The following is a 24180-nucleotide window of genomic DNA, read 5'->3' as shown; positions in this document are numbered from 1 at the left end:
TGCAATGGCAGGGAACCGAGAGCATGACCAAAGTCGACAGCCCGCACAGCATTGAACCGCGGCCCGGGCTCACGATCGAGCTCGAGGCTGTTGACCTGGATCGCGAGGGCAAGGGTCTGGCCCGTTGGAACAACTGGGTGATCGTCGTTCCTGATCTTTTGCCTGGGGAGCGCGCCACCGTTCAGCTGCAGCAACGTCAGAAGTCGCGCTGGTTGAGCCGTCGTGTGGACCAGATCTCGTTTTCCGCAGAGCGGCGTCGCCCTCCCTGCATCCTTGCCGATGACTGTGGTGGTTGCACTCTGCAACGTCTGGACGACTCTGCCCAAACCCGTTGGAAAGCCCAGCAGCTTCAACAGACCATGCAGCGCATTGGGAGCATTGATGTTGCCCCTGCGGCCACCCTTGTTGATGCTGAACGCTGCTTTGGTTACCGCAACAGGGCCTTGATCCCTCTAAAGCGGGATCAGAACGGACGCCTGAAGGCCGGCTACTTCCGACCGAAGACCCACAAGATTGTCAATCTGAACCACTGCCCGGTGCTCGATCCACGCCTGGACGCGTTGGTGGAGCCTCTCAAGCAAGACCTCGATGCAGGGGGGTGGCCGGCGGACCATGACCTGCTTGAAGCCCAGGGTCTGCGCCATCTCGGACTTCGTCTGGCCAGCGCAACGGGAGACGTGTTGATCACGTTGATCAGCAGCCATGCTCAGCTTCGAGGCCTAGAGGATCTCGCTCAGAGCTGGGTGGAGCGTTGGCCTGAGGTGAAAGGGGTCTGCCTCAACCTGCAACCCAAGGCCAACAACCTCGTGCTTGGTCGCATCACCCATTGCCTCGCTGGAGTCCCCACCATCGAGGAACAGTTCTGCGGCATCAAGCTCGCCCTCAGCAGCACCACCTTTGTTCAGGTGAACACGCCACAGGCGGAACGGATCGTTCAGCGGCTCACCGACTGGCTCTTGAATCAGTGCGCCGGCGCACGGGTGGTCGACGCTTATTGCGGCGTCGGAACCATTGCCCTGCCCCTGGCCAAGGCCGGTTTTGATGTTCAGGGTCTGGAACTCAATTCCGACTCGGTGGAGCAGGCCCGGCTGAATGCCATGCACAACGGCCTTTCCTCCCGCTGTGCCTTTGATGCCGGTGATGTGGCAGACCTCCTCGCTGCGCATCTGGACGACTGTCAGGCGCTGGTGTTGGATCCACCGCGCCGGGGTCTGGATCGACGCGTGGTGGACAGCATCCTTGAGCAGCCTCCTGCCGTGGTGGCCTACCTCAGCTGTGACCCCGCCACGCAAGCACGGGATCTGAAAGCTCTGCTCGCTCCATCAGGTTCCTACGAGCTGGAGGTGCTCCAGCCCGTGGACTTCTTCCCCCAGACAACGCACCTTGAGTCGTTGGCGCTGCTGAAACGGGTCAGCTCCTGAGCTCAGCTTGAAACTGCTTGCTCAAAGCAGCACGCACCTTGTCGTGAACGGGCTGAATTTTGTCGTCGGTGAGGGTTTCGTTCTTGCCGCGGTAGCGCAGACGGAAGGCTTGGCTCACTTTGTTGTCGCCCAGCTGCTCGCCCTCAAAGCGATCCACCAGTTCCACCTGCTCCAGAAGAGGTTTGCCCGCCTTGCGGATGGCTTGGATCAGATCGGCAGCGGCACTGGATCGGTCGACGATGACGGCAAGATCCCGCTCGCTGAACGGCACGGTTGGGAAGGGCTTGAAGGACGGCGTCCAGCGGTTGCTGCGGGTAGCGGCATCCAGCAGTCGGGCAAGGTCGAGTTCGAACAGATAGGTGGCTTCAGGAAGATCGAGCTCCTCAGCTATGGCTGGGTGCAGTTGTCCGAAACAGCCCAAGGGGCGTCCCTCCAACACCAGGGTGGCGGCCCGACCTGGATGCAGTCGTGCGTCGTCTGTCAGGCGACGGTCGGACAGCTCCAGCTGCAGGGCCTCCATCACCCGGGTGAGAACGCCACGGGCCTGGAAATAGTTGGGCGCCTGGGGTTTGCCACTGGTTGCCCAGGTGGAGAGGCGTCGATCTCCGCAGATCACACCAGCCAGAACCGCTGTCTGGCTGACGGCCTCCGGGGATCCGCTGTAGGTGTTGCCGATCTCAAAGACGGAGCAACCCCGCTGCGACGCCTTCAGATTGCGAACACAGATCTGCAAGTGCTCTTCCCAGAGGTTGGTGCGCAGATGGCTTGTGTCGGCCAACAACGGATTGCTGATGGCGATGCGCTGTTCCTTCTCTGAACCAGGCACGAGAGACAGGGTGGTGACCTCCTGCAGCCCTGTGGCACATAACAGCTGCCGTAGACGCCGTTCCGCCTGCTGGCGCGGTGTGAGTGCTCCGGGCTCCAGCGGATCCGGCAGATGAGCCCCGAATCGGTCGAAACCAACAAGACGAGCCACTTCCTCGATCAGATCAACTTCACGCTGCAGGTCTTGCCGTCTCGATGGGGGCGCCATCACCTCCCACCCCTGTTCATGGGTTGAGAGCTGGCAACCGAGGGCTGTCAGGCAGTTTTCGATGCTGGTGTCATCCAGATCCTCCGGGCCATCGGCAGCATCGAGGGGGCCAAGCAGGTGATGCAGGGCACTGCGCCGCAACAGCACCGGTCCCGCTTCTGCAGGACCGGTGCCGCCCACCCAACGGCCGCTCTCAGAGCAGGAAAACTCCTGACTCAACAAGGCCGAAGCACGGGCCGAACAGGGCAGGGTCATTTCCACAGGCAACCCTTTTTCGAACCGGCTGCTGGCATCGGTGCGCAAGCCCAAGGCCCGGGCGGACTGGCGAACCCTCGGCGGAGCAAACAGGGCGGATTCCAGCCAGATGTTCCGGGTACTGGCGGTCACCCCACTCTCGAGACTCCCCATCACACCTGCGACGGCGACAGGCCGGTCATGGCAGGTGACGACCTGCACACGGCTGTCGAGGGTTCGCTTCTGATCATCCAGACCGACGAAGATTTCCCCATCGCGGGCGGAACGGACCGCAAAACTCTTGGCGTCCACCGGTTGCCCGGTCAGTTGTTCCAGCGCATCGGCATCAAAGGCGTGGAGGGGTTGCCCCTGTTCGAGCATCACCAGATTGGTGACGTCAACCACCGCATTGACGCTGTTCACGCCACCTCGCTCAAGGCGCTGCTGCAACCAGGTGGGTGAGGGCTTGGAGCCGTCCACACCCTCAATCCTGGTGATCGTGTAGAAGCAGCCGTCCAGTTCTGTGGTCAGCGGATTGGTGCTGGGATTCAGATCCACCTCGGGCAGGCTCAAGCTGCCACCGGTCAAGGCCGCCACCTCGCGAGCGATACCCACCATCGAGAGGCCGTCGGGGCGATTGGCGGTGATGGCCAGCTCCAGAACGGTGTCGTCGAGACCCAGCAGGGGCGCCACAGGCGACCCGTTGGGCGGCAACGATTCATCCAGCTCATCCAGAATGGCGATGCCGTCGGATTGCTCCGTCAGACCCAGCTCGGTCAGGGAGCAGATCATTCCGTTGCTGGCTACACCCCGCAACTCGCCGGCTTTGATCGTCAAACCCACGGCGGGGAGGGTGGCTCCGACCATGGCCACCGGAACATGGATCCCGGCACGAACGTTGCCGGCACCACAAACGATCTGGATGGGATCCTGAGCTCCGACATCCACCTTGCAAACGCTCAGCTTGTCGGCGTTGGGGTGTTTCTCCCGCTCCAGCACATGACCAACCACCACGCCTTGGGCCTGGGCGCTGAGGTCGTCAACGTCGTCCACCTCAAAGCCTGCCATCGACAGACGCTCGGAGAGATCGTCCACGGACTCATTCACCTGGACCAGCTGCTTCAGCCAGGAGATGGATACCCGCATCGGATCTAAGCCAGACAGGGCGCGATCTTAGGAAGTCCCCTTTGGAGAGCTGCCCAAGGCCTGTCGGGTCAGGGGGTAAGCTCGATGTTTGTCAATTCGCTTCGCACCTGCGGCGCAACGTCCTTTATGGCCAAGAACAAGGGCGTCCGGATCGTGATCACTCTTGAGTGCACCGAATGCCGGTCCAATCCCGCCAAGCGTTCACCCGGCGTGTCTCGCTACACGACGGAAAAGAACCGCCGGAACACCACCGAACGGCTGGAGATCAAAAAGTTCTGTCCCCACTGCAACAAGTCCACGCTCCACAAGGAGATCAAGTGACCTTGCAGGTCCGTCTTTCCTCCATCCGTTCCTGAGTCATGTCCAGCTCCTTCTTCAAGAAGCGTCTTTCGCCGATCAAGCCCGGTGATCCCATCGATTACAAGGATGTGGATCTTCTCAAGAAGTTCATCACAGAACGCGGCAAGATCCTTCCCCGTCGCCTCACCGGCCTCACCGCCAAGCAGCAGCGCGATCTCACCAACGCCGTCAAGCGTGCCCGCATCGTTGCCCTTCTGCCCTTTGTGAACCCCGAAGGTTGATCCTCGGGCGTTGAACAACTCAATCCAACCCGGAGACACCGTCGCGGTTGTTCTCAAGGGTTCTCCTCTATTCGGCCGTCTTCTGTCCATCAAGGGCAGTAAGGCGGTTCTTTCTTTTGGTGGTCAACGTCGTGACCAGGGCCTGCCCCTGCGCGACCTGATTGCCATTGATCCCGAGCATCGCTTCGAGAACAGTGCTTTACCGGCTCCTGAGCAGGTGCAGGACAGCGCTCCATCAGCACGGGCCGTCGTGGAGGCTTGGCAGCTGTTGGAAACGGATCAACCGGGGGGATTGGCTCGATTAAGTCTCTGGGAGTTTGGCGAGTTGGTGTTAACCCCGTTCAACCTCGCTGGGCTGGCAGCGTTGTGGGCCTGGCTTCATGGGAACCAACAGCTGTTCCGCTGGCGTCGCGACCGTCTGATCCAACCGCTCCCCCGCGAGGAAAGGGACAGCCTGCGGCGCCAACGCCGAGCTGAGCGGCAGGCGCAACAGCATCAACAACGACAGCTCGCGTTACTTCGAGCTGAGCGAGCCCTCAGCGACGATGAACGCCTGGAACTGGACCCGGTTTGGGATGAGCGCTTCAGCCACTGGATTCAGTTGCTGAAAGACAATCCCGCTGCGGTGGGTTCCGATCTTGATCTCCAGCAGTGGTCGGCAGCGTTGTCGATTGGATCGGATGCCGCCGATTTGCGGCAGTGGTTGATCGTGCGTGAGTTGCTCGATCCCAACGAGCCCATTGGCCTGAGAGGCAGCGTCTGGTCGCGCCGTTTTCCCTCTGATCTGGTGGAGGAAGCGAATCGCCTTGTTGCTCTTTCGGAAGAAGAACTGCCTGGGGATGAGCAACGCATCGACCTCACCCACCTGGCCACCTACAGCCTGGACGATGCAGGCACCCGCGAAATTGATGATGCGCTCTCGCTGGAGAGTCGTGATGGCGTCAATTGGATCTGGATCCACATCGCTGATCCCAGCCGTCTGATCGACATTGACTCCCCCCTGGATCAGGAAGCCAGACGTCGGGCCACAAGCTTGTATCTGGCGGAGGGTGTGATGCCCATGCTCCCTCTGGAACTGGCTGCCGGTCCCCTCAGCCTTCGAGCTGGGCAGCGCTGTGCAGCCCTGAGTGTGGCTGTTCACCTCGATGCCGATGGTGCTGTGGTGGAGCAACGGATTGCTCGCAGCTGGATACGACCCCGCTATGGCCTCACGTACGGCGATGGCGACGAGCTGATCGAGTTGGCACCTCCAGGAGATGAGGCCCTTTCGGATCTTTCGGGACTGTTGATGCAGCGCATGCGCTGGCGACGCTCCAAACGAGCCGTGATGTTTGACCGGCCTGAAGGGCGCTTCCGCCGCAGCGATGGGTCCTTGACGCTGCAGGTGATTGACCCGTCACCGTCGCGCCTAATGGTGAGTGAAGCGATGCTGCTGATGGGTGCTGTTGTGGCCAGCTTTGGGCAAGAGCACAACCTGCCTCTGCCGTTCCGCAGTCAGCCTGCGGCGGAGCTGCCCTCAAGCGATGAACTCGATCGAATCCCCGAGGGACCAGCCCGTGATGCGGCGATCAAGCGCTGCTTGAGCCGTGGCGTGCAGGGTACGCGGGCCATGCCCCATTTCAGTCTCGGCCTTGAGGCCTATGTGCAGGCGACGTCACCGATTCGACGCTACGCCGATCTCATCGCCCACCGGCAGATCATTGCCCAGCTGTCGGCGCTTGAACCGATGGATGAAGAGCGTCTTGGGGAAGTGATTGACGATCTTGATGATCCATTGCGCCAATCCATTCAGATCAGCCGGGAGGATCAGCGTCACTGGCAGCAGGTGTGGTTCGCCGAGCATCACAACACCGTCTGGACGGCCGTGTTCCTGCGCTGGTTGCGCCCGCAGGATCGCTTGGCCCTGGTTCATGTGAGCGATCTGGCCATGGATTTGGTGGGTTGTGTTTCTGCAGACGACCCTTCCCCTGGCGACGTTCTTGAACTCAAGGTGGGTCGTGCTGACCCGGTACGCGGTGAGCTTCAGCTTCAGTTGGCTTGATCCAGAACCCCGGTGACCCGGACCCAAGGCCCCCAGGGGTTTTTGATGCCGCGGAGGTTCAGGGTTTGGCCCGAGTGATCCTGTTCGGATAGCCAGTGATGGATCGCCGGTTCCAGGGTGATCAGAGGCCAGATCCCTTCAGAGGTCTGCAGCTGGTAGCCCTCCTGGAGGTTGCCTGTGAGCACGCCACTGAGACCGACCTCATGGGACTGGTGTGGCGCCTGGTTCATGCCAGGAGGCATCAGCATGCTGGCCTCAGAACCTGAAAGGCAGCCCATGGCGTCCAGGTGTTCAGGCTGAGCCAAGCCCTGCTCCTGTGCCGTGACCCAGTGCGGATGCCAGTGCGGCCAGTCCCAGATCGGGAGAACTGCTGCAGGGGCCTTGGGCTCGTGGATCAGGGCTGACTGGATCGACTCAACTTCAAGATCGCCAAGGTCACAGCTCTGGCGAACGGCCATGGCCGCCGCCAGACCCGCCACCTGGCCCAGATTGAGGATCAAAGGCTGCAACCGCGTGGCTCCATTGGCCATGTGGCTGACGCTGAAGCCTTTATCCGCCATCACAAGGTTGGGGATCGAGTCTGAGATCAAGGCATCGAAGGGGATGCAGAAGGGCGTACCGCTCCAACGTCCACCCCAACGCACACTTTTCGGTGCGAGGGGCCAGTCCTCACCCGGGTAGTGATGGTCATTGGCATAAGTGCCCACAGCGATGCTGGTGCAGCGTCCCTGGGCATCGATCGGGAGCGGTCCCCGCAGGGCTCCTCTGGACATCGGCAGGAGGTCACGTTCCGTGACCGTTGATCGACCCATCAGCCTCCGACCTTCCCGCCAGTAAGGCATCAACGCCAGGCTGGGGTCTTCACCCGGAAAGGCGTTGCCGGCAGTGATCCAACCGTCGCTGCATTCCTCCAGCGCCGCCAGGAAATCCTTGCTGTGCCGCTGCATCTCCTGGTCCAGCTCCGCACGAACCTGACCATCAGCGCTGAGGCATCGATCGAGGCCGTTGTGCCAGTCGTTGCCCTCCAGGGGCCAATTCAGCATGACCAGGCCGCTGGGCAGACGGCCATAGGTGATGGTTTTCTCGAGGCCGAAGCTGTCGGTGCTCCGATCAAATGGAAACCGCGGGATCCCAGCGGCACGCTGCGGAGCGAGTTCCCCACGCAACTGACCCATCACCACCCAGGTGGGTGACTGAATCGGTTGCTGTTCAAAGAATGCGTCGCTCTCGAGCCGGGACTGATCGGGGGCGCTGGGTTCATCCCACATCTCCTTGGCTTCCCAACCCCAGCGGCAGGGAACCGACGACAGGGCAAGCAGATCTCCCAGGTCGCTGCCATCCACAAACACATCGGCTGAGAAAGTTTCAACGCCTTTCACGCTGAGGATCTCCAGGGAGTGGAGGCGTCCCTGCTGGCCGTGAACCTGCTCCAAGCGGCAGTGGGGACGCCACTCCAGCCTGGGCTCGGCTGCCACCCAGCGTTGCAGGATCCGTTCGGCCGTTTGCGGCCTGTATCCGAAACAACTCACCCAGTTGTGGTCAAGCCCGCTCGGCTCCTCAAGCTCCAGCTGCCGCAGAAAGGCGCCCCAGATCCCGGTTTGCCAACAGGTCAGTTCATGGCCATCCGGCGCGCAAACTCCTGCCGAACTCACCATGCCCCCGAGCCAGCGCCCAGGGGTGAACAGTGCCGTTTCTGCTCCTGATCTCGCGCTCTGCAGTGCAGCAGCGACGCCCCCGCAACCACCACCCCAAACCACCACGTCGCGATGCGTCATTGCGAGGGGGGGTTGGCGTGGAGCGTGTTGGGCATGCTCGTTAGAGTCTGTCGTCGCTGCGGTGCAGCGGAGTTCGAACTTTTCTGATGCCCTACACCCTTACGACTCCGCTCTATTACGTCAACGACCGTCCCCACCTGGGCAGCACCTACACCACCTTGGCCTGTGACGCCCTGGCTCGTTTCGAGCGGCTCCTGGGGGAGAAGGTGACCTTCGTGACCGGCGTTGATGAGCATGGCCAGAAGATTCAACGCACCGCAGAACGTCAGCAGCTGAGCCCCCAAGACCACTGCGATCGCGTCAGCAGCCGCTACCGCGATCTGTGGAATCAGTGGGGAATTTCCGAAGATCGCTTCGTGCGCACCACCAACCCGCGTCACCTGGAGTTGGTGGGGGAGTTCTATGAACGGGTCAAGGCATCCGGCGACATCGTTGTCGGCAAACAAACGGGCTGGTACTGCGTCGATTGCGAGGAATACAAGGACGATCCGGCCGAGGCGGAGTCGCCCTCCTGTCCGATCCACCGCAAGCCGTTGGAATGGCGCGATGAGGAGAACCTCTTCTTCCGTCTCTCCCGCTATCAATCCGCCATTGAAGAGTTGGTGGCTCTTGACGACTTCATCTCCCCTGCCAGCAGACGCCAGGAAGTGCGCAATTTCGTCGCCCAAGGCCTGCGCGACTTCTCCATTTCACGGGTGAATGTGTCCTGGGGACTTCCTGTTCCCGACCATCCCGGGCACACCTTCTACGTCTGGTTTGATGCCCTGCTGGGCTATCTCACAGCACTTCTGGATGACGGTGAAGCGGTATCGCTGGATCGGCTTGCCTCCTGTGGCTGGCCTGCCTCCGTGCATGTGATCGGCAAGGACATTCTTCGCTTCCATGCCGTGTTCTGGCCGGCCATGTGCATGTCTGCAGGACTACCGGTGCCGCAAAAGGTGTTCGGCCATGGCTTCCTGACCCGGGAGGGGCAGAAAATGGGTAAGTCCCTGGGCAATGTGCTCGATCCGGAGCTGTTGCTGGAGCGATGCGGCACCGATGCCGTTCGTTGGTATCTCCTGCGCGACATCCAATTCGGAGACGACGGAGATTTCCAGCAACAACGCTTTGTGGATCTGGTCAACAACGACCTGGCCAACACCATCGGCAACCTGCTGAACCGCACCTCGTCCATGGCCCGCAAGTGGTTCGATGACGGCGTTCCCCCCGCAGGAGCAGCCTCAGGGGCTGACCATCCGCTGGCCCTCAAGGCTGCGGAAACTGTCAGCATGGTGATGGAGGCGATGCATCAGCTCGCGTTCAAGACCGCGGCCGAATCGATTCTTCAGCTAGCCATTGCGGCGAACGGTCATCTCAATGACACGGCTCCCTGGAGTCGCATGAAGGAACCCGGCCAAGAGGCAGGCGTGGCCGAGGATTTGTTCGCTGTGCTGGAAACCACCCGCATCGTTGGGCTCCTGCTTGCCCCGCTGCTTCCCGATCTCAGCGAGCGGATCCTGTCCCAACTCGGGGAGAATTTGGATCCAAACAACTGGTCGAATCAGCTGAATTGGGGCAGGCTGTGCAGCGGTTCTGCCCTGCCCAAGCCAACTCCGGTAATGCAGCGGTTGGAACTGGATGAACCGCTCTGAACAAAGCATGCTGGGTCGCTTGTCGCGTTGTGGTCTGACAGCAGCCCTTGTGGCGAGTGCATTGATGGCTGCTTGCAGTCCCCGCAGACCGATGGCAGTTGCACCGACGCCGTCCTTCGTGTTCCGATCGCTGGATCTGAGTCAGCGTGCCGACAACGGAGATCGCGACTGGGATCTAACCAGCCCCGAGGCGCGTTACGACCTCAGCAGTCGAACCATCCGTGCGCGACGTCCCGAAGGCCTCCTTTATCAAAACGATCAACCCAGATACAAAATTACGGCCGATCTCGCCACGGTGTTGCGGGATGGTGAGCTCGTTGTGCTGGAAGGGTCGGTTCAGCTGCGGCAGTTAAACCAACGGGGGCTGACGATCGAGGGAGACAACCTTATTTGGACGCCATCGCAATCGCGGATGGTGATCAATCAACGGCCCAAGGCCAATGATGGCCAGACGCAAATTCGCTCTCGCGAGCTGACGTTTCAACAGGACAGCGAGTTGCTTGTATTCAGCGGCCCAACCCAGCTGAACCGTGTTGATCAAACAAGTGCTGCTTCCACTGTGGTGCGGGGTGGCAGCGGGAGCTGGAATCTAAAGAGCGGTTTGATGCAGGCGCCTGGGCCGGTGGAGGCCTCCCGCACTGATGGCCGCACACTCAGCGCTTCTGGGCTAAGTGGCAACACCCGCGAGGGGTACCTCGACTTACAACAACCGGTCACGCTTGAGCTCGAAGGAGACCGCGGCCGTATCACTGCCGGTCGGACGCGCTGGTTGTTTTCAGAGAAGCAACTGCAATCCGATCAACCCGTTGAGGCCGATCTGAAAAACAGCAAAGTGCAGGGCACAGGGTTCAAGCTTGATGAGCGCACTGGCACTGTGATTATTTCCAGTGGCTGCCGAATGCAGCAGAAGACGGAAACTCTGGCAGCCCGGCGCTGTGCCTGGAACTGGCGCCGTGAACGGGTTGTGGCCGATGGGGATGTGGTTCTTCGGCGGACGAACCCCGAGCAGATCACACGGGCTTCACGCATGGAAGCCAAGATCTCTGAGGACGGTGAGATTCGCTTCGGCCAATCCGGAGCACGGGTTGAATCCACGATCAAATTGAGTCCGGCGGCACAGGAGAAAGCGCGTCGTCCGCGAGTGTCGTTCTAAGGCGCTGGGTCCAGCCCTCCAGCCATCGTTCATCTGAGCGGGTGAAACATCGGGGCGACCAGCCCCCCACGATCACGGCCCCCTCGTTTCCCATGGGGCATACAACAACGGCAGGAAGTGACGGCAAGATCGCGTCGAATTCCGCCCGTCCCGGAAAGAGTGTGGTGTTCACAAGGGAGATGGTTTGCTCACGCTCCATGGCCCGCTTGGTGATCGCCCCTGGCTCGAACAGTTCCTGACTGATCAAGCCGCGACGCAGCACAATCTGATCCCGCCAGAGCACCAGCACGGAAGCCGCTGGCGTCGCTGTCAGCAGCATGTGGCTGCCCCAGGCTAGCTCCTGTTTCTGAACCGCGTTGAACTGATCCGTCATCACGAGTCCCTGGTCTCCCTTCAACGGAACCTTCTCCGCTGATCTGGGATTGGCTCGTGTCCAGAGCACCGCGACAAGCATGAGCCCGACTGATGCCATCCCTGCCACAACCTCTGCCCTTTGCAGCTCGGGAGTTACGGTCTCCGCCACGCCCGCATTGGTCACGGTTAGACCCAGCAGCAGGAGCGCGCAGATCAGAACGGCACGGGCGGGACCTGGCATCAACAAAGGGTGCTGTCAGAACGCAATCATCCTGCTCAAATACGGACATGTGCGTCCCTGCCATGACGACCCCCGAGGCTTTTGCCGCCATTGCCCTTGCTGCCGTTGCTTGTGACGGAAAGCTGGGGCGGGATGAAGCCCATGCCCTGCGCTGTCAGCTGGAGTACCGATCGCTTTACAACGACAGCTCTGAAGCAGCGATGGGTGAATTATTCGATCGTTTGCTGCAACTGTTGCGGGAGCAGGGTGTTCAAGGCTTGATCAGCTCCGCCTTGCCGCAACTCAATCAAAACCAGCAGCAGTCGGCCCTGGCGGTGGCAGCACATCTTGTGCATGCCGACCGCAAGATCACAGCGGAGGAAACCGACCTACTGGACCAGCTCACCCGTCAGATGACGATGCCCGACAACGATGCCCGCATGGTTGTCGAGGCAATTGCTGCGTTAAACCGCGACATGCTGGACAGCTGACGGCAGACTGAGGTGGTCATAACGCTTGAAGGGATGTCCCGTTCCGTCCGACGCCTGTTGGCCAGCCTGTTCAGTTTCGGGATCTGCCTTCTTCTCTGGGCCCCTGCCAGCCTGGCGATCTCCCCTGCTGCTCTGGGTGGAAGCCTGCCGGATGCACTGGTGATCGACGATGCAGACGTGCTCAGCCGCGCCAGCCGTGGTGAATTGGAAGCGAAATTGCGCAGTTTTGAGGATCAACGGGTGGATGCCCGATTGATCACGCTGCGGCGTTTGGATTACGGCATCAGCTTGAACAGCTTCGGCGAGGATCTCCTCGAGACCTGGAGCTCCCCCAGCGGTAATCCTTTGTTGTTGATGCTGATCGAGACCTCCAACAAGCGATCCGCTGTGGTTGCCAATCAGGAGCTCGAAGCACAGCTGCCGTCCAGCCTGCTCAAAAGCACAGCTCGCACAACGATGACTGTGCCTCTTCGGGAGGGAGATCGTTACCGCCAGGCCTCTGTTGATGGGCTGACCCGCCTTTCAACCGTCCTTTCGGGTGGGGAAGATCCCGGCCCTCCGAAGGAGATCGAACGGGTCACTCTTCCCACAAACATCCCCACCAAGGCTGAAACGGCTGAAAGCGATGCCACCAAGTGGGTGATCATTCTGCTGGTGCTTGGCACCATCATTCCGATGGCCACCTGGTGGGTGTTCTCCCGCTGATTGAACGACTGCGATGAGCCGCCGTAACTGGATCAACCTGTTCAGCACCAGTCAATCCGTTGAACTGTCTGGTGATCTTGAGCGTGGTTACGACGCGGCTCTGCTGATTCAAAGCCTTGAACTCGAGTATTACGGCGACCGACAGATCCGTCCGGAGCTCAAACTCTCGGTTCCTCGCTCGGTGCAGGCAACGATTCTGCGCCGCTTCAAAACCGCTCTGTCGATCTGCCGCAGTTCAGCAGCCAAACTCTCAGATCAGAGAGGTCAGCTGGATTCTCAGGAGCTGCGTCAACTCCAACTGATTGAATCCATCGTCAGCCGCTATGGATCCAGACGATCCACCAGTTCGCCTTCGATCAGCCGTTCACCGGATGCCTTGCCCCGCTCACTCCTGGGTGTCTTTGACAGCATTCGACTTCAGCTTGACCCCTCCACCGAAGACAGCGTCGTCGCCGGTTTTCGACGCCGGCGTGACACAACGCTGATCTCACTGAGGGTGTTGTTGCTTCTGGTACTGGTCCCTTTGTTGGTGTCGCAAATTTCGGGGACTTATCTGATTTCCCCTGCGGTGAATCAGTTCTCACCCGAATTGCCTTTCTTGAGTTACCCCAAGCCGCAACTGGAAGAAAAAGCAGCAAAGAAGCTTCGTTTATACAAACAGGAGCTTGAGTTCGATGCCTTTCTCAAGGGTGTGGAGCCCCTCGATGATGCAGAACTGCGCAACAAACTCACGGAAAAAGCGACCGAGCTCAAGCACGATGCCGATGAGGAAAGTCTCAAAGCAATCAAAAACGTCTTTGCCGATTTGGCCGGCCTGATCGCCTTTGCTGTGGTCTGTTTGATGAGCCGTGATGAACTAAGGGTTCTTCGAGGATTTGTGGATGAGGCTGTCTATGGGCTGAGTGATTCCGCCAAGGCCTTCGCCATCATCTTGTTCACAGACATCTTTGTGGGTTACCACAGCCCCGAAGGTTGGTCGGTGCTGCTGGATGGGGTTGCTGACCATTTCGGCCTTCCCTCCAGCCAGAGCTTCGTCAATCTCTTCATCGCAACATTCCCCGTGGTGTTGGCGACGATTTTCAAGTACTGGATTTTCAGATATCTCAACCGTGTGTCTCCATCGTCCGTCGCAACGCTGAAGGGGATGAATGGTGGTGGGTGATTCCACGTTCCATTTGGAGCCCGCCGTTGCAGGCCAGACCAGCCGCTTGATTCTCGTGAGTGGACCGGCCCGCAGTGGAAAGAGCCGGTGGGCTGAGCATCTCTTGCATCACCACCCCGTTGTGACCTACATCGCCACGGCCGCCACCCGGCCGGATGACCGTGATTGGCAGATCCGACTGGAGGCCCACCGGAAGCGTCGACCCGACCACTGGAGTGTGGCTGAATCCGGAGACGAGCTGGTGAACGTCATCGACAACCTGGCTCCGGGGCAATCTGTCCTGATTGATGCACTCGGTGGCTTTGTTGCCCACCACCTGGAACTCACTGCATCGGAGTGGTATCAGCTCTGTGAACGACTGATCGCCACGATCAGGTCATCCCACTGCACGTTCGTTCTGGTGATCGAAGAGACAGGGTGGGGGGTTGTTCCCCCAACACGCATTGGTGGATTGTTCCGGGATCGTCTCGGAAGTTTGGCCCAAGCGCTTGATCGCGTCGCCGACGGCGCCTGGCTCGTTCTCCAAGGTCGCGCTCTGGACCTTCATGGCCTTGGCCATGAGGTGCCATGACTGAGATCTCACCCCTGCGGATCGCCCTGTTCGAGCCCCAGATTCCACCGAACACCGGCAATATCGCTCGCACCTCGGCGGCCTTCAGGATTCCGTTGACCCTGATTGAGCCCCTTGGCTTCAAGGTGGATGATCGCAGCGTGCGCCGTGCCGGCCTTGATTACTGGCCCCATGTGCAGCTCTCGATTGCTTCGAACTTCCCTGAGTTTCAAGCCAGGCTGCGTCCAGAGCAGAGGTTGATCGGCTGCAGCCGTCGCGGTGGTTCCTCGCTGACTTCGTTCACGTTCCAACGCGGCGATGTGCTGCTGTTTGGCCGGGAAGACACGGGGCTTCCGGAACCGGTACGTGATGCCTGCGACAGCATTCTCACGATCCCCATGCCTGGAGCAGCTGATGACGCTGGCCAGGGTGGCGTACGCAGCCTCAACCTTTCCGTGGCCTGCGCTCTGGTCACCTACGTGGCTGGTCAGCAGTTGCGGTTGTGGTGATCCCATCACTGCTCCAATCCCCCTTGCGCCGGGATGTTCGGCTCGTTACCTTCAACGCGTCTAAGGGTTTTCATGCGCGCACCGCTTGCTCTAGCAGCTGCTATAAGCCCTGTGCTGTCCTTGGGTTTGTGGGCCTCTTTGCCCGGAATTGCCGATAACGCCACCTTTGAGCTTGCTGAGCTGCCCCCGCTCCCAGCTCTCGATCCTTCGAAAACCAACACTGTTGTAAGCAAAGCCGAACCTACAAATCCGGTTTGGTTCAAGGTTGTTCGCGAAACGTCGCTGAGGCGTTTTGCCGAACTGTTCAAACTCGATCGAGAGGAGCTGGCCGCGTTGAACAACGTGCCTTCTTCCCACGTTTTCGAGAAAGAGAGTTGGCTCTCCCTGCCTCGTTCTGCCCGGGTTGTTGCTGTGACGTTGTCGTCACTCAAGCTGAGCAGTGAGCGTCAGACGCTTCCAGTTGCCGCCCCTCCACCGGTTGGCACCCTTGCGAAGATCCAGAAAGGTGATTCCCTGGCTGCCTTCCTCAAGCGCCACGGCGTCACCCAAGAGCAGCTCAAGACCTGGAACCCAGGGCTTGAAGTCAGTGCTCTGACGGTTGGTCGGGAACTTCAGGTTGCCCAGGCTTCTTCCGGCCAGTCCCTGCTTGCTGTTCGTCCGCTCCTGAGTGGAGGTGCTGCTTGGCCTGAGCACACGCTTCTCCCGATGGCGGATCAACCCGACAGCCTCAAACCACCGATCGTGGGTTACCAGTGGCCAACCAAGGGTGTTTTCACCTCTGGTTACGGATGGCGTTGGGGCCGTATGCACAAGGGCATTGATATCGCCAACAACACCGGAACTCCTGTCGTTGCAGCACGAGATGGGATCGTCTCCTATTCCGGCTGGAGCGGTGCCTACGGCTACCTGGTTGAAATTGCTCACAGTGATGGTGAATCCACGCGTTATGCCCACAACAGCCGCCTTCTCGTCAAAAAAGGACAGGTTGTTCCTCGCGGGGCTCGCATTTCACTGATGGGAAGCACCGGACGTAGTACCGGACCTCACCTTCACTTCGAAATCCGTCGCGCTGGTGGCGCCGCACTCAATCCCTTGGTCAAGCTGCCGGCACGAAAGGCCTGAATAAATCGTTTTTCTTGACCAAACCAGTCGCGAGCTGTTTGTTCGACAACTCGGAACAATGAATGTCAGAGGGGAGACTTGAACTCCCGACCTCAGGGTTATGAATCCTGTGCTCTAACCAGCTGAGCTACTCTGACGCAGGCCCTTCAGGCCAGTGCTCATCATACATCTCAAGGGTTCAGCCTCAGCGCATGTCGATGGCATTGAGGCGGTCTCGGAAGGATTTCGGCTGTTCTTCATTGGTGGGCTGAACCAAGGTCTCAACAACCACTGCCGGTGCGGGTTGCGGTGCCGGCTCGACGTGCCTCGTTGGCATCGAACGCCGGGTAGCGCCGCGATTCCCACCCAGGCTCCTCAGCTGGCCAGTGCGCTGGTCTCGGTCCAGGGGTTTCTTGCGCAGATCTCCTTTCAGTTGGTTCAGCAGACGGAAATGTCCTGTTGAACTGAACTTGCGCAGGAGCGCAGGATCCCAGCTCGTGAGTTGGTCAGTCATCAACTGAGTTTATGGCGACGGATGGCTATGGTCGTGATAGGTTCAATCCTGATACTGGAAGTCGGATCGACTACGTGTTAAGTCGGCGGCATTCAGCTCACTCATTCACCTCCCGAACATGACCGACACCGGTTGCTTGCGTGTGGGCCAGCAGGCCCCTGATTTCACAGCCACCGCAGTGGTGGACCAGGAGTTCAAGGAAGTCACCCTGTCCCAGTATCGGGGCAAGTACGTGGTGCTGTTCTTCTATCCACTGGATTTCACCTTCGTTTGCCCGACTGAAATCACGGCTTTCAGCGACCGCTACGCTGATTTCTCCAGCAAGAACACCGAGGTTCTCGGCGTTTCGGTGGACAGCCAGTTCAGTCACCTGGCTTGGATCCAGACCCCTCGGAATCAGGGTGGCCTGGGCGATATCAACTATCCCCTCGTTGCCGACCTGAAGAAGGAAATTTCCACGGCCTACAATGTTCTCGATGACGCTGAGGGTGTTGCCCTTCGTGGTCTGTTCATCATCGACCCCGATGGTGTGATCATGCATGCCACCATCAACAACCTGCCTGTTGGCCGCAACGTGGATGAGACCCTGCGGGTTCTGCAGGCCTTCCAGTACGTGCAGTCCAACCCCGATGAGGTTTGCCCGGCCAACTGGACTCCTGGTGAAAAGACCATGAAGCCTGATCCCAAGGGTTCAAAGGAATACTTCTCCGCCATCGGCTGATCGTTCGATCAAATCATTCAGTTTTTGCCCTGCCCGTCAAACGGGTGGGGCTTTTTTCATGAGTTGATCCAAAGCGAGATTGAGGTCCTGGTCCATGGCGACCAACCGACCGTCACTCACAACAATCCTGGCCAGCGAGGGCAGCCCAACCTTCCTGGTGCGCAGATACACCGGTTCCACATACAGCAGTCCTGAACCAACGGGAAGCACAAGAAGATTGCCTTGCACGAGCTCGAGGTCGTCCTGATCCCAAAGGCCAAACTGCTCGCTCACGTCTGGATCCTGATGAATCAGCGCCTGAACTTGCTCCGGGCCAAGGATGATTTTGTCTTTAGGAAAATCGATAAGTTCTAATTCACCGTAGTGGTCGCCGTCGTTTCGAGCCACCAACCAGGCTGTGAGATTCGGACGAGCCAGGGGGGTCAGCGGTTGGAGCAGAAGAAATTCTGAGCTGTCGTTGCCTTGGACTTGGGCTGTGATGTGATATGGCTCAACGTTAATTTTTTGCCCCCCATAGATTTCACTGGGAACCTGCCAAACATCATCCCCGTTGTAGAAGATTTGAGGATCGTCTACGTGATACCGCTTGAGCTGATTCACCTGAACATTGAAGAAATCTTCAGGAACTCTGCGGTGATCACGAACAAGACGTGGCATCGTCTGCATTGGTTCAAATAAATCGGGGAAGCCGCGAATCCAGGCATTCACAATCGGATCCTCAGGCTCTGATATGAAAAAACGAATGCTGCCGTTGTAGGCATCGACGATGGCTTTTACCGAGTTTCTTAAATATCGATCAGAATCGTCTGGCGAGACTGCTGCGCTATAGGCCAGAGTTGGGCTGTGGGTGTAACCCTCAACGACCCAATACTGATGTTGCTGGCGTTGATTTGAATTCTGGTTGATCGTATTAATGGAACCCTGCTGAGCATCGGGAATTGAGATCAAGTAAGGTTCACCGCGAAAATCAATGAAGGGTGCGATCGCTTTAACGCGACTGCGCACATCACGCCGGATCAGCAGTTTGGAATCAGCATTGATCGCGTTTGTAAACAGCAATCGAGGTTCACGAAGATAAAAGGCTGCTGAGCAACGTTGAAGCCAGGTTCCAATCGGCACGCCGCCCGATCCCTGATAATGCGTCATCACATTGATGTCGCCTTCGGGGTAATCGAATTCCGCTATATCTGTTGGAGCAATGGCATAGGGGGAAGGAAGCATCCCGTAATAGAGCGCTGCGTCACCGACGGGAATTTCTTCCTCAACCTCCGATCGTTCAATACCCAGCGCTGGATTTCCAGCGATTTTTGTTTCTGTGCCAAGCCCTTTGATGAAATAGGAGGGGAGACCATCGTCTCTGCGTTCATTCACCGGACTGACGGTGAAGCCGTAGCCGTGGGTGAAGATGAAATGGCGGTTTTGCCAGGTTTTGGAACGACGTGGCAATGCGGATTGATCCAACTCGCGGGCCGAGACAATCACCTGCTGGGATGAATCGCTGTCTTGATTCAACGGATAGCGGTCAACGGCTGCGTTGGAAAAGCGGTAGTAGACCCTCAGCTGTTGCAGCTGACGGTTTGCTTCCAGCAGGGGACCGCTGTCCCAGATGCGGACATTTTCAAGCGTGCTGGCTCCTTCCTCACGATCAGTCGGACTGAACCTTGAGGGGTCATCGACTTGACTCTTGATTTGATCCAACTGGAAGCCCCATTGCGTGGCCTCAATGGCATTTTTTAGATAGCGCTCTTGTAAAGCAAACTCCCTGGGACGCACTACGAGCCAGCGCGTCAGCGGTGTTGCCACCGTCTCCAGCAGGACGAGCGTCGCCAAGGCCAGTGCAAGGAATTGACGCAGCCGTCGCTGACAGGGCAACAGAAGCGCCAACCCCATCAGCACCAGCAGCAGTGTGGCGAAACCACGCAACGGAAGGGTCATGTGGGCCTGCAACCATCCAGCCCCTGCCACCAGGCCGTGTTGAGTCCACAGGAGCTGGTGCCTCGATAACCACACCAGTCCTGCTGCTCCGAGCAGCAGAAGCGCCGAAAGCAACCGGATCAACCGAATCTGTCGCGGTGAAAAGGCCGGACTGGCCCAGTCAGAGATGGCTTGTGAACTCGCCAGAACCCGCCAGAGCTCAAACACGAGGGTGAACGCGGCGCCCAAGAGCAGCAGGTCCAGGGCCAGATGCACTCCGGCAAAACGCCCCAAGCCGAAGCTCAAATCCGTTCCGAGCAAGGGGTCTTTCGTGGATTCATCAGGAATCCAGAGAGCCAGCGACCAGATTCCCCAGGCGCGGCTGACGACAACAACCCACGACGCAGCAACAATCCGGCCCAACCAAGGCCTCAAACGCAGCCAGGCCATCGCCAGGCCAATCCCCCCAACTTGGACGAGCTTCACAACTGAGCCGATTCGGTTGTGAGGCCATACGTTTGACTGCCAATCCCCGAGTTGAAATGGATCACGGATGGCCAACGCCAAAAGATCCAGCGTCAGCAGTGCACTGATCAGCACCACACCAGCGCAGATCAGCAGGGCGATTCCGTACGGCCATCCACGAAGGCTGATCCCCTGGGAGGACGTCAGCCTCTGTTGTCTGAATTGTCTGGACCAGGCCCGGGCTGCAAGCAACGGCAGCATTGCCACCCCCGCCAACAAAAGCTGAAGAAGCCAGCGCTCTAAAAGCACATTGGCCAAATTGAACTGATCGAACCAGAGCCACTCGATCTGCATCCGCGCTGCAACAACAACCAGCGGCAGCAGAAGGAGGAGGCGTCTCATGGGAGGCCAGCGATGTCTCGGAACCGATCACCGTCGATTGTTTCCTCAGCGATCAAAACGTCCACCAGTTGATCCATCAACTCGCGGCGAGGCTCCAGAAGGGCAATGGCTTGTGCAAGAGCGTTTTTGGCGAGCTGGCGTACTTGAGAATCAATGGCTTGACCTGTGGATTCGGCATAGCCCGGCCGCTGATTGAACCAATCGCGCCCCAGAAACACCTCCGTGCCTGGTCCCTCCAGTGCCATGGGGCCGAGGTTGGAAAAGCCAAAACGGGTCACCATTTCCCGTGCGAGTTGCGCCACCATCTGGAGATCGCCACTGGCGCCCTGGGTGATTTCAAGCGATCCAAACACCACCTGCTCAGCGGCCCGCCCACCAAGGGCGACAACCAGGTCAGCCAGACAAGACGACCGCGTGATCAACCCGGAATCCAGCACCTCCTCGTCGGGCATGAAGCGGGTGTAACCACCGGCACCCCCACGGGGAAGAATCGTGACTTTGTCCACTGCGTTGGCAGCCGGCAGCAAACTTGCCACCAGAGCATGACCAACCTCGTGATAAGCGATCAGCCGTTTCTTGGCGCTGTCCTGCAAGGGGCGATTGCTCAGGCCCATGGTGATCCGCTCCAGGGCTCCCTCCAGCTGAAATTCACCGATGCGGAGCATGTTCTGGCGGGCCGTGAGGATGGCTGCTTCGTTAAGCAGATTGGCGAGGTCAGCCCCTGAAAACCCCGGAGTGCGGCTCGCCCAATCCGACAGCGAAACTGCGTCATCGAGGGGACGAGTTCTCGCATGCACGGCGAGAATGGCCTCGCGACCTCGGCGATCGGGAAGGCCCACATCAATGCGGCGATCGAAGCGTCCTGGACGCAACAGTGCGGCGTCGAGCACGTCGGCGCGATTGGTAGCCGCCAGGAGGATCACACCGGAGTTCTCCTCAAAACCGTCCATCTCCGTCAGGAGTTGGTTGAGGGTTTGCTCCCGTTCATCGTTGCCGCCGCCGATGCCAGCCCCGCGTTGACGACCGACGGCATCGATCTCGTCGATGAAAACGATGCAGGGGGACTTTTCCTTGGCCTGGCGGAACAGATCGCGAACCCTGCTCGCACCAACACCCACGAACAGCTCAACAAACTCAGAGGCAGCGATGGAGAAGAACGGCACACCCGCCTCTCCTGCAATCGCCTTGGCAAGAAGCGTTTTCCCGGTACCAGGGGGGCCCACAAGCAGCACGCCCCGAGGGATCTTGGCGCCGAGGCGGATGAAGGCCTCGGGCTGTTTGAGAAACGTGACCACCTCCTCAAGTTCAAGCCGCGCATCGTTAATGCCGGCAACATCCTCAAAACGGAGCTGAAGGTCTTCCTGGGGTTTCAAGCGAGGTTGACTGCGCCCAAACCCAAGAGCTCTGTTCGCCATTTGAGCCGAACGCTTCAGCAGAAACGACAAGCCGACCACCACCAGCAGAACCAACATCAGGGTTCCCGCCAGTTCGCGTCCTGCCTGTTCGCGGCGTATGTCAACGACCGTCAGCGGCGTGCCGGAACTCTCGGCAGCCCGAAGGATTTGGTTGTCGTTGGCGAAAACGGGAACGATGATCCGTCGGCCATCGTTGTATTGGACTCTTACCTCCCGTTGACCGGGCACAAGATCCAACTGTTTGATCTCTTTCGCATCGATATCTTTCAGCAGGGTGGAGTAACTCACCGTGTCCTGCTTCGTCCAAAAACCCTGAATCGAAGAAGGTTGAGCCTTCTGAGGGGCCGCGGAAACACTGGAGTCGTCCGAACCTGGTGCCACGTCAACGCTGCGCTGCACGGAGCCTAGCGATTTGACGCAAGGGGGTTCCAAACGAGACAATCTCGGTTTGGAAATCCACCAGGCGAAATGGCCGTCCCGAAGAAGAAAACATCCAAGGCCAAGCGCAACCAGCGCAGCGCTACCTGGAAGGCCAAGGCAGCCGTTGCCGCCCAGCGCGCCATGTCCATCGGCAAGTCTGTTCTGAGTGGCCGCGCCCAGGGTTTTGTTTATCCGGTGAGTGAGTCCGAAGACGGCGAATCCTGAGTGGAACTCGGGAGGTGGATTCGCCGCAGGGTTCGATCCGGATCCACCTCCACAACAACATCTGCTCGCATGGTGTGAAAACTGCTCGATGGCAGCGAGCACAGAATCATGCGGATGAAACGATCCAAGTCGGCATTCGATAGCGACACACCCCGCTCCGCCTCAAGGGTGGCTTCCTGTTGCCGCTTCCATCGCCAAGGCGCGTTGAAGTCAGTCGCTCGCAGTTGCCAGAGTTGATCGAAACAATTCCAGGTGGGTTCGTAGTGGGCGAGCACAGGTTGCAGCTTCAGGCGCCACTCCATCTCCTGCGGCGTTAGGGGGCTCTCGAGATGGGGCTCATCCGTCGTTAAGTCGGCATTTGGTCTGCAGCCCACAAACCAACCCTCAAAAATCAGCAGGTCGGCAGCGCAACGACGCCAACCGCTCCGATCTCCACGTCCATGTCGTTTGGCTTTGTCGAAGCAGGGCAGCAGGACGTTCTCACCCTGTCGCCATGTCTCGAGACACTCCTGCAGCAGTCCCAGATCATGGCTGCCGGGAAGCGCACGGGGCACACCCCAGGGGTTGCCGCGCATCGCTTCATCCAGGCGTTTGGCCTCGAAATAAAAATCATCCAGCGAAACCACCTGTACGGAGAGGTCAAGTGCTTTCGCTGCGGCTTCAATCCATTGCCCCAGTGTGGTTTTCCCGCATCCGGGCAGGGCGCTGAATCCGATCAGACGGCGTTTTCCGCTCCATTTTTCAGCCAGGCTCAGGAGGGGCAGGCCAACAGACCACAGCCAATCCGGGGCCGCCTGGGGATGCCAGTGATCAAGGGCGATCCGGTAACGCCCGGACTTGTGCTGTTGAGCCAACCAACGCTCCACATCACCCAGCTCGAGATACTGAAGCAACCGGCGCTGGTCCGTGATTGAAATCAGGCGTTGAGCCTCAGGATCCAACTTTGAATGCCTCCAAAACAACGGCATAGACAAATCCGATCCGGATGTTGTCGAGCCAGGGGAGACGACGACGCCCAACCACCATCAATTCACAGGCGATCAGGGCATAGAGCGCTAAGTGAGTCCTGAGTTCGACGGCGTTCAGGATGTAGATGGGGAGGTTGCTGCCGATGAAAAACCCAAGCAGAAGCAGCAACAACGAAGCACTGCGGCGCCACCAGGGTCCAGACCAAGACCGACGAATTCCGTCCCCCCACTTGTTCTGCAGCCCAGCCAGTCGTGTGCGCTGGATTGAGCTCATCGATCCGGTACCGACAACAGAGTCTCCAGATACTTCAGCGTCACTGCCTCCTCCTGGCAAGAGGCGCCGGAAAGCACCGTTGCTGGCTCTCCCGGGTCCCCCAGGTGATCCAGCACTGCAGCGGCCTCGCCACTGGAATCGCGCAGGGCTTCGGCATCCCAGGGGGATGGGGTCAGCAGACAACGCAGACCTGCGGCTCTGGCTGCCGAAAGCCCCGCCGCAGAATCCTCGACGGCAAGGCTGGCAGCACTGTTGGCCCCACTGCGTTTGAGGGCGAGCAGGTAGCCGTCCGGCGCTGGCTTGCCCGCAGCAACGTCATCCGACGTCACCACCCCATCGAAGCAGGGGATCTGCTGCTGTAACTGTTCCAGCAGAGCCATCACCGACGCTGATCCGCTGGAGGTGACGATCCACTGCTGCACGCCTGAGTGACTCAACTCCTTCAAAAGCCTTTTCACACCAGGGCGGAGCTGCACATGCCCTTGGCGAACCCGTTCCAGGTAATGGAAGCGTTTTCGATCTCGTACCTGGGCCAGCTGGTGCTGACTGAGGGCCACACCACAGGCTTCAGCGTGAAGCTTCACCCTGCGGAGTCCACCGGGAATCGCCAGCAGCCGGTTGTACAGCGCTTCATCCCAAACGAAGGGGAGATCCAGCTCCTTGAAAGCCATGTTGAAGGCCGGTCGATGACCGTCCATTTCCGTGTCGGCCAAGGTGCCATCCACATCCCAAAAGACCGCTGAAAGCCTGTTCAC

General features: G+C 59.3%; 23 protein-coding genes and 1 tRNA gene. 14 read left to right on the top strand and 10 right to left on the bottom strand.

Annotated features, from left to right (window positions below; genetic code table 11):
* Positions 1–23: 23 nt before the first annotated feature.
* Complete coding sequence (gene rlmD, locus SynA1562_RS06460; RefSeq protein ID WP_186493202.1) at positions 24–1421, top strand: 23S rRNA (uracil(1939)-C(5))-methyltransferase RlmD; 1398 nt, start codon at positions 24–26, stop codon at positions 1419–1421.
* Here rlmD and pheT read toward each other — a convergent pair.
* Positions 1411–3834, bottom strand: coding sequence for a phenylalanine--tRNA ligase subunit beta (pheT, locus tag SynA1562_RS06455; RefSeq protein WP_186495232.1), 2424 nt, complete (start codon positions 3832–3834; stop codon positions 1411–1413). The genes rlmD and pheT overlap by 11 nt on opposite strands.
* 126 nt (positions 3835–3960) lie before the next feature.
* On the opposite strand from pheT, the gene rpmG reads away from it, so the two are divergent.
* Genes rpmG through SynA1562_RS06440 form a run of 3 tightly spaced genes read left to right on the top strand, consistent with a single transcriptional unit; the run spans position 3961 to position 6456 of the window.
* On the top strand, positions 3961–4155 hold the full coding sequence (gene rpmG, locus SynA1562_RS06450) for a 50S ribosomal protein L33 (protein WP_006851071.1): 195 nt from the start codon (positions 3961–3963) through the stop codon (positions 4153–4155).
* Between the two features lie 38 nt (positions 4156–4193).
* A complete protein-coding gene (gene rpsR, locus SynA1562_RS06445; RefSeq protein ID WP_006041316.1) occupies positions 4194–4415 on the top strand; it encodes a 30S ribosomal protein S18 in 222 nt (73 codons plus the stop codon).
* A 10-nt stretch (positions 4416–4425) separates the two neighbouring features.
* Entirely contained in the window at positions 4426–6456 is a 2031-nt protein-coding gene (locus SynA1562_RS06440) for a ribonuclease catalytic domain-containing protein (RefSeq protein WP_186495231.1), read from the top strand.
* Here SynA1562_RS06440 and SynA1562_RS06435 read toward each other — a convergent pair.
* The gene (locus SynA1562_RS06435; RefSeq protein WP_186495230.1) at positions 6444–8231 is read right to left on the bottom strand and encodes an FAD-dependent oxidoreductase; all 1788 of its coding nucleotides are present in this window, start codon (positions 8229–8231) and stop codon (positions 6444–6446) included. The two genes, SynA1562_RS06440 and SynA1562_RS06435, sit on opposite strands and share 13 nt — an antisense overlap.
* Positions 8232–8317: 86 nt before the next feature.
* Between SynA1562_RS06435 and SynA1562_RS06430 the strand changes: the two genes are divergently transcribed.
* Both SynA1562_RS06430 and lptC read left to right on the top strand, forming a co-directional pair.
* The gene (locus SynA1562_RS06430; protein WP_186495229.1) at positions 8318–9862 is read left to right on the top strand and encodes a methionine--tRNA ligase; all 1545 of its coding nucleotides are present in this window, start codon (positions 8318–8320) and stop codon (positions 9860–9862) included.
* Positions 9849–11015, top strand: a complete 1167-nt coding sequence (gene lptC, locus SynA1562_RS06425; RefSeq protein WP_186495228.1) for an LPS export ABC transporter periplasmic protein LptC — start codon at positions 9849–9851, stop codon at positions 11013–11015. The genes SynA1562_RS06430 and lptC overlap by 14 nt, the downstream gene beginning before the upstream one ends.
* On the opposite strand, the gene SynA1562_RS06420 is transcribed toward lptC, so the two are convergent.
* The gene (locus SynA1562_RS06420) at positions 10960–11610 is read right to left on the bottom strand and encodes a cofactor assembly of complex C subunit B (protein WP_186495227.1); all 651 of its coding nucleotides are present in this window, start codon (positions 11608–11610) and stop codon (positions 10960–10962) included. The genes lptC and SynA1562_RS06420 overlap by 56 nt on opposite strands.
* 62 nt (positions 11611–11672) lie before the next feature.
* Between SynA1562_RS06420 and SynA1562_RS06415 the strand changes: the two genes are divergently transcribed.
* From SynA1562_RS06415 to SynA1562_RS06390, 6 genes are all read left to right on the top strand, one after another.
* A complete protein-coding gene (locus tag SynA1562_RS06415) occupies positions 11673–12080 on the top strand; it encodes a tellurite resistance TerB family protein (protein ID WP_186495226.1) in 408 nt (135 codons plus the stop codon).
* A gap of 33 nt (positions 12081–12113) precedes the next feature.
* A complete protein-coding gene (psb32, locus tag SynA1562_RS06410; protein WP_186495225.1) occupies positions 12114–12785 on the top strand; it encodes a photosystem II repair protein Psb32 in 672 nt (223 codons plus the stop codon).
* 13 nt (positions 12786–12798) lie between these two features.
* On the top strand, positions 12799–13947 hold the full coding sequence (gene pxcA, locus SynA1562_RS06405; RefSeq protein WP_186495224.1) for a proton extrusion protein PcxA: 1149 nt from the start codon (positions 12799–12801) through the stop codon (positions 13945–13947).
* Positions 13934–14518: a bifunctional adenosylcobinamide kinase/adenosylcobinamide-phosphate guanylyltransferase gene (cobU, locus tag SynA1562_RS06400; protein ID WP_186495223.1), complete on the top strand. Its 585-nt coding sequence runs from the start codon at positions 13934–13936 to the stop codon at positions 14516–14518. Before pxcA ends, cobU begins: the two co-directional genes overlap by 14 nt.
* A complete protein-coding gene (locus SynA1562_RS06395) occupies positions 14515–15006 on the top strand; it encodes a tRNA (cytidine(34)-2'-O)-methyltransferase (protein WP_186495222.1) in 492 nt (163 codons plus the stop codon). Before cobU ends, SynA1562_RS06395 begins: the two co-directional genes overlap by 4 nt.
* Positions 15007–15078: 72 nt before the next feature.
* Positions 15079–16128, top strand: coding sequence for a M23 family metallopeptidase (locus tag SynA1562_RS06390; RefSeq protein WP_186495221.1), 1050 nt, complete (start codon positions 15079–15081; stop codon positions 16126–16128).
* A gap of 63 nt (positions 16129–16191) precedes the next feature.
* Here the strand turns inward: SynA1562_RS06390 and SynA1562_RS06385 are convergent.
* Positions 16192–16265 (bottom strand) — tRNA-Met (locus SynA1562_RS06385).
* 47 nt (positions 16266–16312) lie between these two features.
* Positions 16313–16621 carry a hypothetical protein gene (locus SynA1562_RS06380; RefSeq protein ID WP_186495220.1) on the bottom strand — a complete coding sequence of 103 codons (309 nt, stop codon included), beginning with the start codon at positions 16619–16621 and terminating at the stop codon, positions 16313–16315.
* Between the two features lie 118 nt (positions 16622–16739).
* Between SynA1562_RS06380 and SynA1562_RS06375 the strand changes: the two genes are divergently transcribed.
* The gene (locus SynA1562_RS06375; RefSeq protein ID WP_038554956.1) at positions 16740–17342 is read left to right on the top strand and encodes a peroxiredoxin; all 603 of its coding nucleotides are present in this window, start codon (positions 16740–16742) and stop codon (positions 17340–17342) included.
* A gap of 36 nt (positions 17343–17378) precedes the next feature.
* Here the strand turns inward: SynA1562_RS06375 and SynA1562_RS06370 are convergent, their stop codons facing one another.
* Together SynA1562_RS06370 and ftsH are read right to left on the bottom strand one after the other, a co-directional pair.
* Positions 17379–20075, bottom strand: a complete 2697-nt coding sequence (locus SynA1562_RS06370) for a UPF0182 family protein (protein ID WP_255445776.1) — start codon at positions 20073–20075, stop codon at positions 17379–17381.
* 44 nt (positions 20076–20119) lie between these two features.
* Positions 20120–21919, bottom strand: a complete 1800-nt coding sequence (ftsH, locus tag SynA1562_RS06365; RefSeq protein WP_186495218.1) for an ATP-dependent zinc metalloprotease FtsH — start codon at positions 21917–21919, stop codon at positions 20120–20122.
* Between the two features lie 87 nt (positions 21920–22006).
* On the opposite strand from ftsH, the gene rpmF reads away from it, so the two are divergent.
* Positions 22007–22183, top strand: a complete 177-nt coding sequence (gene rpmF, locus SynA1562_RS06360; protein WP_006851068.1) for a 50S ribosomal protein L32 — start codon at positions 22007–22009, stop codon at positions 22181–22183.
* Here the strand turns inward: rpmF and SynA1562_RS06355 are convergent.
* Genes SynA1562_RS06355 through SynA1562_RS06345 form a run of 3 tightly spaced genes read right to left on the bottom strand, consistent with a single transcriptional unit; the run spans position 22147 to position 24180 of the window.
* Complete coding sequence (locus tag SynA1562_RS06355) at positions 22147–23124, bottom strand: phosphoribulokinase (RefSeq protein WP_186495217.1); 978 nt, start codon at positions 23122–23124, stop codon at positions 22147–22149. The two genes, rpmF and SynA1562_RS06355, sit on opposite strands and share 37 nt — an antisense overlap.
* Positions 23114–23425 (bottom strand): DUF565 domain-containing protein, encoded by a 312-nt coding sequence (locus SynA1562_RS06350; protein WP_186495216.1) that lies wholly within the window; start codon positions 23423–23425, stop codon positions 23114–23116. Before SynA1562_RS06350 ends, SynA1562_RS06355 begins: the two co-directional genes overlap by 11 nt.
* A complete protein-coding gene (locus SynA1562_RS06345; protein WP_370593271.1) occupies positions 23422–24180 on the bottom strand; it encodes an HAD-IA family hydrolase in 759 nt (252 codons plus the stop codon). The genes SynA1562_RS06350 and SynA1562_RS06345 overlap by 4 nt, the downstream gene beginning before the upstream one ends.

It is taken from the genome of Synechococcus sp. A15-62, assembly GCF_014280075.1.
Taxonomy (GTDB): domain Bacteria; phylum Cyanobacteriota; class Cyanobacteriia; order PCC-6307; family Cyanobiaceae; genus Parasynechococcus.
This window is presented reverse-complemented; position numbering and strand designations above follow the sequence as displayed.